Origin of the sequence: Propionicimonas sp., assembly GCF_034927565.1 — a bacterium.
GTDB lineage: Bacteria > Actinomycetota > Actinomycetes > Propionibacteriales > Propionibacteriaceae > Propionicimonas.
The window spans coordinates 1-5953 of sequence record NZ_JAYFPT010000021.1 but is presented as its reverse complement, the minus strand read 5'-3'; the positions used below and the strand labels follow the sequence as shown (position 1 = coordinate 5953).

Here is a 5953-nt window from a genome sequence, read left to right as displayed (position 1 = left end):
GCGGCCGTGGCGGTGCCGGCCGCTCCAGGCCGGGCTGGCTATGGTGAACGGGTGACCCTGCCCAGCCGTCCGTCCCAGCATCGCCGGTCGAGGGCCCCGATCGTGCTGGGGCTGGTCGTGGTCCTCGCCGTTGCCGTGGCGGTGGGCGCATGGGTGAACCAACTGTCCACGCCGGTCGTCCGGGCCGGCGTACCGACCGCGACCGTGGCATTGCCGCCGGCGCCCACGACGCCGGTCGCCACCACGGGCACGACGCCGTCCGCCGCGGCCACGCTGGGATCCAGCGGCTCGTCCGCCGCAGCCACGTCCAGTGGTTCGGCGACGCCTGGTACGTCCAGCTCTCCGAGTCAGAGCGCGCCGTCCCCGTCGAAGTCGGCCACGTCCACGCCCGCCAAGCCGTTCGCCACCTCGACCATCAAACGGTCCTCTGCCAGCGGGCTCGGCACCCGCCACCGATTCATCGTCAACGTGGAGAAGACCAGCGGGCTGAAGGCCAATCAGGTGGCCGCCGCCATCGCCGACGTGCTGAACGACCCCCGGGGCTGGGCCGGCGACGGCTCGGTACAGTTCGCCCTGGTCAACGACCCGAGCAAGGCCGACTTCACCGTCTACGTCGCCACTGTGGCGGTGGCCGACGGTACCTGCGACCGGACGGACGTAGTCTGCGTCCGCGGGAAGAAGCTGGTGCTGAACGCCACCGCCTGGAAGACTGCCGCCAAGCCCTGGGGAACCGATCTGGCCGGCTTTCGACGCTACCTGGTCAACAACGCCGTCGGCAGCTACCTCGGCGAAGCGGCGGCCAGTTGTCCGAAGAAGGGCGGCCCGGCCCCGGTGATGGCGCCCCAGATCACCGACCTGAAGGGCTGCACGCCCAACCCCTGGCCGACCCGCTGAGCCAGGGGTTGGACGTTTCTGCCGGTTCTGGACCAGCTCAAGCCGCCGCGTCCCCAGGATTGGACACTTCTGCTGGCAATCGGCCGCGAACAGCCACCGGATTACCAGCATGGTCGTCCAACTTCCTCCGCAGGACGGGCTGCCCCCCGCTGAAAACCGGCAGAGCTGTCCAGCCCGGTGGAGTTACTGCGTCGAGGGCGTGGCCTGCCGCCACCGCAGGCCGGCCCGACGCTCAGCCGCTGATCCGCGGCAGGTTCTGGGTGATCTCCCAGCCGTCCTCGGGGGGTTCGGAACTGCCGGGCAGCCGGATGGTGAACTCCGCGCCGCCGGCCTCGGAGCGACCCGCCTTCACCCAGCCGCCGTGCGCCTTGATGGTCTGCGCGACGATCGACAGGCCCAGGCCGGAGCCGGGCGTGGTACGGGCCGAGTCGGAGCGGAAGAACCGGTCGAAGACGTGCGGCAGGTCGGTCTCGGCGATGCCGGGGCCCTCGTCCGAGATCCGCAGCCGGTCGCCCTTCAACAGCACCCGGACGGTACCGCCGGGCGGGGAGAACTTCACCGCATTGTCGAGCAGGTTGGTGACCGCCCGTTCCAGGTTCTCCGGCTCGCCGACCAGGTAGAGCGGCTCGGTCTGCACGTCGAAGGTCAGGCCGGGGCCGCGCCGCTTCGCCCGTGCCACCGCGTTGCTGACCACGTCGCGCAGGTCGATCGGTTCCGGATGGGGCTGGACGGTGTCCTCCCGGGAGAGCTGTACCAGATCACCGATCAGGGTGGTGAACTCGCCCAGCTGGGCGGCGATGTCGCGCAGAATCTCGCCGCGCGCGCCCGGCGGCAGCATGCCCTGTTTGTCGTCGGCGACCAGCAGTTCGACGTTGGTGCGCAACGAGGTCAGCGGGGTTCGCAGTTCGTGCCCGGCGTCGGCGATCAGCCGGCGTTGTCGGTCGCGGGAACTCTCCAAGGTGTTCATCATCCGGTTGAATGCCCTGGTCAGGTCGGTGAGTTCGTCCATGCCACCGAGTTCGATCGGGGCCAGTTTGTCGGTCTCGGTGACCCGCGTGACGGCAGCGGTCAGACGCTGGACGGGCTCCAGCCCCGAGCGGGCGATCACGAAACCGGTGGCGCCGGCGGCGACCGCCGCGGCCAGACCGAAGGTGAGCAGCGAGAAGGCCAGGATCTGCAGGATCTGCGTGGTCGCCTGCAGTGGCCTGCCCAGGACGAGCGCGTAGTACTTGTCACCGTTGCTGAACGGCACCGCGACAATCCGGTAGGGCTGGCCGTCCACATCGGTGCCGGAACGCGCCGAATAACCGGTCTGGATCCGGGCGATCGCGTACTCGGTCGGGGACGGCGACAGCCGCGGTCCACCGGGTGGTCCAGTGGTCTTGTTGTCCGACCGGATCACCATCACCGTCGCATTGGCCACCGCCAGCGCATCGCTGTTCAGCCCGCCCAGGGACTCCGGGTCGCCCGAGATCCACTGGCTGGTGAGCACCGCCACGTCCACCAGCTCGCGGTCGAGTTGGTCGTAGAGCGCGATCGTGGTGATCACGTACGCGGCCACACCGGTGACCGCAACCGCGGCCGCCACCGCGGCGGAGACCAGGAAGGCGAGCCGGTCGTGCAGTGGGCGGTTGGTGACCGAGAGCAGGGAGCGGATCCAGCGGATCACGGCGGGGTCTCGCGCAGCACATAGCCGATGCCGCGCACGGTATGGATCAGTCGGGACTCGCCCTCGCCCTCGGTCTTGCGGCGCAGATAGCCGATGTAGACCTCGAGGGAGTTGGCGGTGGTCGGGAAGTCGAAGCCCCACACCTCGTTCAGCAGCCAGCTACGCTCCAGCACCCGGCGCGGGTTTTCCAGGAAGGTCTGCAGCAGGGCGAACTCGGTGCGGGTGAGGCTGATCCGCCGGCCGGCCCGCAGCACCTCGCGGGTCTGCAGGTCCAGCGACAGGTCGGCGAAGCTCAGCAGTTCGGAGCCGGGCTCGTCGTTGCCGGACGGACGGGTGGTGCGCCGGGTGAGCGCCCGGAGCCGGGCGAGCAATTCCTCGAACGAGAACGGCTTGGCCATGTAGTCGTCGGCGCCGGCGTCCAGGCCGTCCACCCGGTCGCCGACGGCGTCGCGGGCGGTGAGGATCAGGATCGGCACATCGTTCCCGCTGGCCCGCAGCGAGCGGGTGGTCTCCAGGCCGTCGAGCCGGGGCATCATGACGTCCATGATCACCGCGTCGGGGCGCAGCGCCGACAGCTTCGCGAGCGCTTCGACGCCGTCGTTGGCGGTCGTCACCTCGTAACCCGAGTAGTGCAACGAGCGCGCCAGCGAATCGCGGACGGCCTGGTCGTCATCCACAACAAGGATGTGCATGGTCTCAGCCTGCCATGACTGGGCGAATGGTGTCGTGAGGCAGGCGGAACCGGGAGGTCACGAGCGCTGCCTGAGCAGCTCCTGGGCTCGTTTCATGACCTCGGGCATAGCTGCCTCGATGGCCTTCAGGGTGTCGTCGAAGGCGGCGTCCGGGCCGTACCACGGGTCGGGGATGCCGGAGCCGGGGGCGGCATTCGGGTCGAAGTCGGACAGCAGATAGAGGTGTTCGGCATGCGGCACCAGCTGCCGGATCCGGGCCAGGTGCACCTCCTCCATGCCGATCAGCAGGCCGGACCGGTGGATTTCGTCGACGGTGATCCGGTGGGCGTGGTGGCCGGACGGGTCGTAGCCCGCGGCTTTCAGGACGGCCGCGGCGCGCTGGTCGATCGGGCTGCCGTGTTCCTCGTCGCTCACCCCGGCGCTGGCGAAGCTGACGCCGCGCACCCCGTCCCTCACCGCCCAACTCCGGGCGACACGCTCGGCCATGGGAGAGCGGCAGATGTTCCCCCAGCAGACGAACATGATCAGCGGCGAGTCGCTCATCGGTGGTCCTCGCCGCGCTTGAAGAAGGCGTTCAGGATGAAACTCACCACCGAGACGATCAGCGCCCCCCAGAAGGCGGACGGCCAGTCGGCGACGTGCCAGCCGATGCCGAGCTCGCCGGCCAGCCAGCTAAGCAGTTCCAGCAGCAGGGCGTTGATGACCAGCAGGAACAGCCCCAGGGTGATCAGGATCAGCGGCGCCGAGACGAACTTGAACAGCGGTTTGACGATGCTGTTCACCACTCCGAAGATCGCGGCGACGAGCAGCAGCGTCACCGCCTGGGACTGGACGTCGCCGTCCGCGACGGTGATGCCGGGGAGCAGCCACGTCGCGACAGCCAGTGCAGCGGCGCTGGCGAGGAAGCGAATCAGCATGACTCCATGCTGGCACGGTTTCTCCCTGTGCGGCCATCGCGTCCGGCCGGTCCGGCCGGCGTCCCGGTGTGGCCGTCTGTGCCTCGGTACGCTGCGCGTCCCTCGTTGAGACGTCACGCGATGCCGCCATCGGGCGTCTCGCGTGGCCGTCTGTGCGTCGGGTGAGTGGCGCGTCCCCCGGGGTCGGATGCGATGATCAGGACGTCACCGGCGGGGACGGGCCCGGCGTGGACGTGGTGCTGAAAGGGACGCAGGATGACGATCGACCTCAAAGGCCGGCACTTTCTGAAGGAGGCCGACTTCAGTCCGGCGGAGTGGCAGCACCTGCTGGCGCTCACCGGCGAGTTGAAGGATGCCCGCCGCAACGGCACCGAGGTGCAGCACCTCACCGGGGCGAACATCGCCCTGATCTTCGAGAAGACCTCGACCCGCACCCGCTCGGCCTTCGAAGTCGCCGCCCACGACCAGGGCGCGCACGTCACTCAGATGGACGGGAACTCGTCCCAGCTGGGGCACAAGGAGTCACCCGCCGACACCGCCCGGGTGCTGTCCCGGCTGTATCAGGGGATCGAGTACCGCGGCGCGCGGCAGGCGACCGTCGAGACCATCGCGCAGTACTCGTCGGTGCCGGTGTGGAACGGGCTGACCGACGAGTGGCACCCCACCCAGAGCCTGTGCGACATGTTCACCATGCGCGAGGCGTCCGGGAAGGACGACCGCGACATCGCCTTCGCCTTCGTCGGCGACGCCCGGTTCAACGTGGGTTGCTCGCTGTTGATCGGCGGTGCGCTGCTGGGCATGGACGTGCGCATGGTCGCGCCGCAGAAGCTGCTGCCGCCGCACTGGGTGGTGGCGCAGGCGCAGACCCTCGCCGAGCAGACCGGTGCCCGGATCACCCTCACCGAGGATCTCGACGGGGTGAAGGGCTGCGACTTCGTCCACACCGACATCTGGGTGTCGATGGGCGAGCCGGAGAGCGTGTGGACCGAGCGCATCCTGCTGCTGCAGGACTATCAGGTGAACACCGCCCTGCTGGAGCGGACCGGGGTGTCCGAGGTGAAGTTCATGCACTGCCTGCCCGCCTATCACAACCGCGACACCACCGTTGGCGAGCAGGTCTTCTCCCGCTTCGGGCTGCCCGAGTTGGAGGTCACCGACGAGGTCTTCGAGAGCCCCGCGTCCATCGTCTTCGACCAGGCCGAGAACCGGATGCACTCGATCAAGGCCATCATGGTCGCCACCCTGACCTGAACTCCCGGCGCTGACTCCCGTCCGGTTCCCCGCACAAACCGGGCAGTACCGGCCACTCGCGTGCGCTATCCACGCGAGTGCCCCGGATCACCCGGTTTCTGCGGCCGTCCCCGGGGTGGGCGGCATCCTGACTCTGGGCCGGGGGACGTGGGCCGGGGGACGGTTCCCTGGCCGACCTAGCTGGCAGTGTGGGCCGGGGGACGGTTCCCTGGCCGACCTGGCCGGTAGTGGGCGATAGGTTGGGCGTCATGACACTGCCTGCGACGCTGCCGAGCCCCCGCACCCCCGACCCGGCGTCCGCGCCGCCGCTGCAGTGGGGGGTGCTGGCGCCGGGCGGGATCGCCCACTCCTTCGTCCGGTCGGCCCGGTCGTTCACCCGGCAGCGGTTCGTCGCGGTCGGCTCCCGGTCGCCCGAGCGCGCGCAGGCCTTCGCCGACGAGTTCGAGGTACCGAAGGCCTACGGATCCTACGAAGCCCTGGTTGCCGATCCTGACGTGCAGGCGGTCTACGTCGCCTCGCCGCACAGCCTG

7 protein-coding genes are annotated in these 5953 nt (G+C 69.4%); 3 read left to right on the top strand and 4 right to left on the bottom strand.

Annotated features, from left to right (window positions below):
* Positions 1-894, top strand: an 894-nt coding sequence (locus VB080_RS05705; protein WP_323417472.1) for a DUF3152 domain-containing protein, incomplete at its 5' end; no start/stop codon positions are given.
* A gap of 232 nt (positions 895-1126) precedes the next feature.
* Here VB080_RS05705 and VB080_RS05700 read toward each other — a convergent pair.
* From VB080_RS05700 to VB080_RS05685, 4 genes are read right to left on the bottom strand one after another with little or no spacing between them, the layout of a single operon-like run.
* Positions 1127-2563 carry a HAMP domain-containing sensor histidine kinase gene (locus VB080_RS05700; RefSeq protein ID WP_323417471.1) on the bottom strand — a complete coding sequence of 479 codons (1437 nt, stop codon included), beginning with the start codon at positions 2561-2563 and terminating at the stop codon, positions 1127-1129.
* On the bottom strand, positions 2560-3255 hold the full coding sequence (locus tag VB080_RS05695) for a response regulator transcription factor (RefSeq protein WP_323417470.1): 696 nt from the start codon (positions 3253-3255) through the stop codon (positions 2560-2562). The genes VB080_RS05700 and VB080_RS05695 overlap by 4 nt, the downstream gene beginning before the upstream one ends.
* Before the next feature lie 57 nt (positions 3256-3312).
* Positions 3313-3798, bottom strand: coding sequence for a low molecular weight protein-tyrosine-phosphatase (locus VB080_RS05690; RefSeq protein WP_323417469.1), 486 nt, complete (start codon positions 3796-3798; stop codon positions 3313-3315).
* Positions 3795-4172 carry a phage holin family protein gene (locus VB080_RS05685; protein WP_323417468.1) on the bottom strand — a complete coding sequence of 126 codons (378 nt, stop codon included), beginning with the start codon at positions 4170-4172 and terminating at the stop codon, positions 3795-3797. The genes VB080_RS05690 and VB080_RS05685 overlap by 4 nt, the downstream gene beginning before the upstream one ends.
* 255 nt (positions 4173-4427) lie before the next feature.
* Between VB080_RS05685 and argF the strand changes: the two genes are divergently transcribed.
* Entirely contained in the window at positions 4428-5423 is a 996-nt protein-coding gene (gene argF, locus VB080_RS05680; RefSeq protein ID WP_323417467.1) for an ornithine carbamoyltransferase, read from the top strand.
* Between the two features lie 248 nt (positions 5424-5671).
* Positions 5672-5953 (top strand): Gfo/Idh/MocA family protein (locus VB080_RS05675; protein WP_323417466.1); only part of this gene is annotated, 282 nt, incomplete at its 3' end.

What these genes read in the sequence shown, in the direction of transcription:
- VB080_RS05695 (WP_323417470.1), bottom strand. Translation starts at nt 3,255, where the DNA reads ATGCACATCCTTGTTGTGGATGACGACCAGGCCGTCCGCGATTCGCTG.
- VB080_RS05690 (WP_323417469.1), bottom strand. Translation starts at nt 3,798, where the DNA reads ATGAGCGACTCGCCGCTGATCATGTTCGTCTGCTGGGGGAACATCTGC.
- VB080_RS05685 (WP_323417468.1), bottom strand. Translation starts at nt 4,172, where the DNA reads ATGCTGATTCGCTTCCTCGCCAGCGCCGCTGCACTGGCTGTCGCGACG.
- argF (WP_323417467.1), top strand. Translation starts at nt 4,428, where the DNA reads ATGACGATCGACCTCAAAGGCCGGCACTTTCTGAAGGAGGCCGACTTC.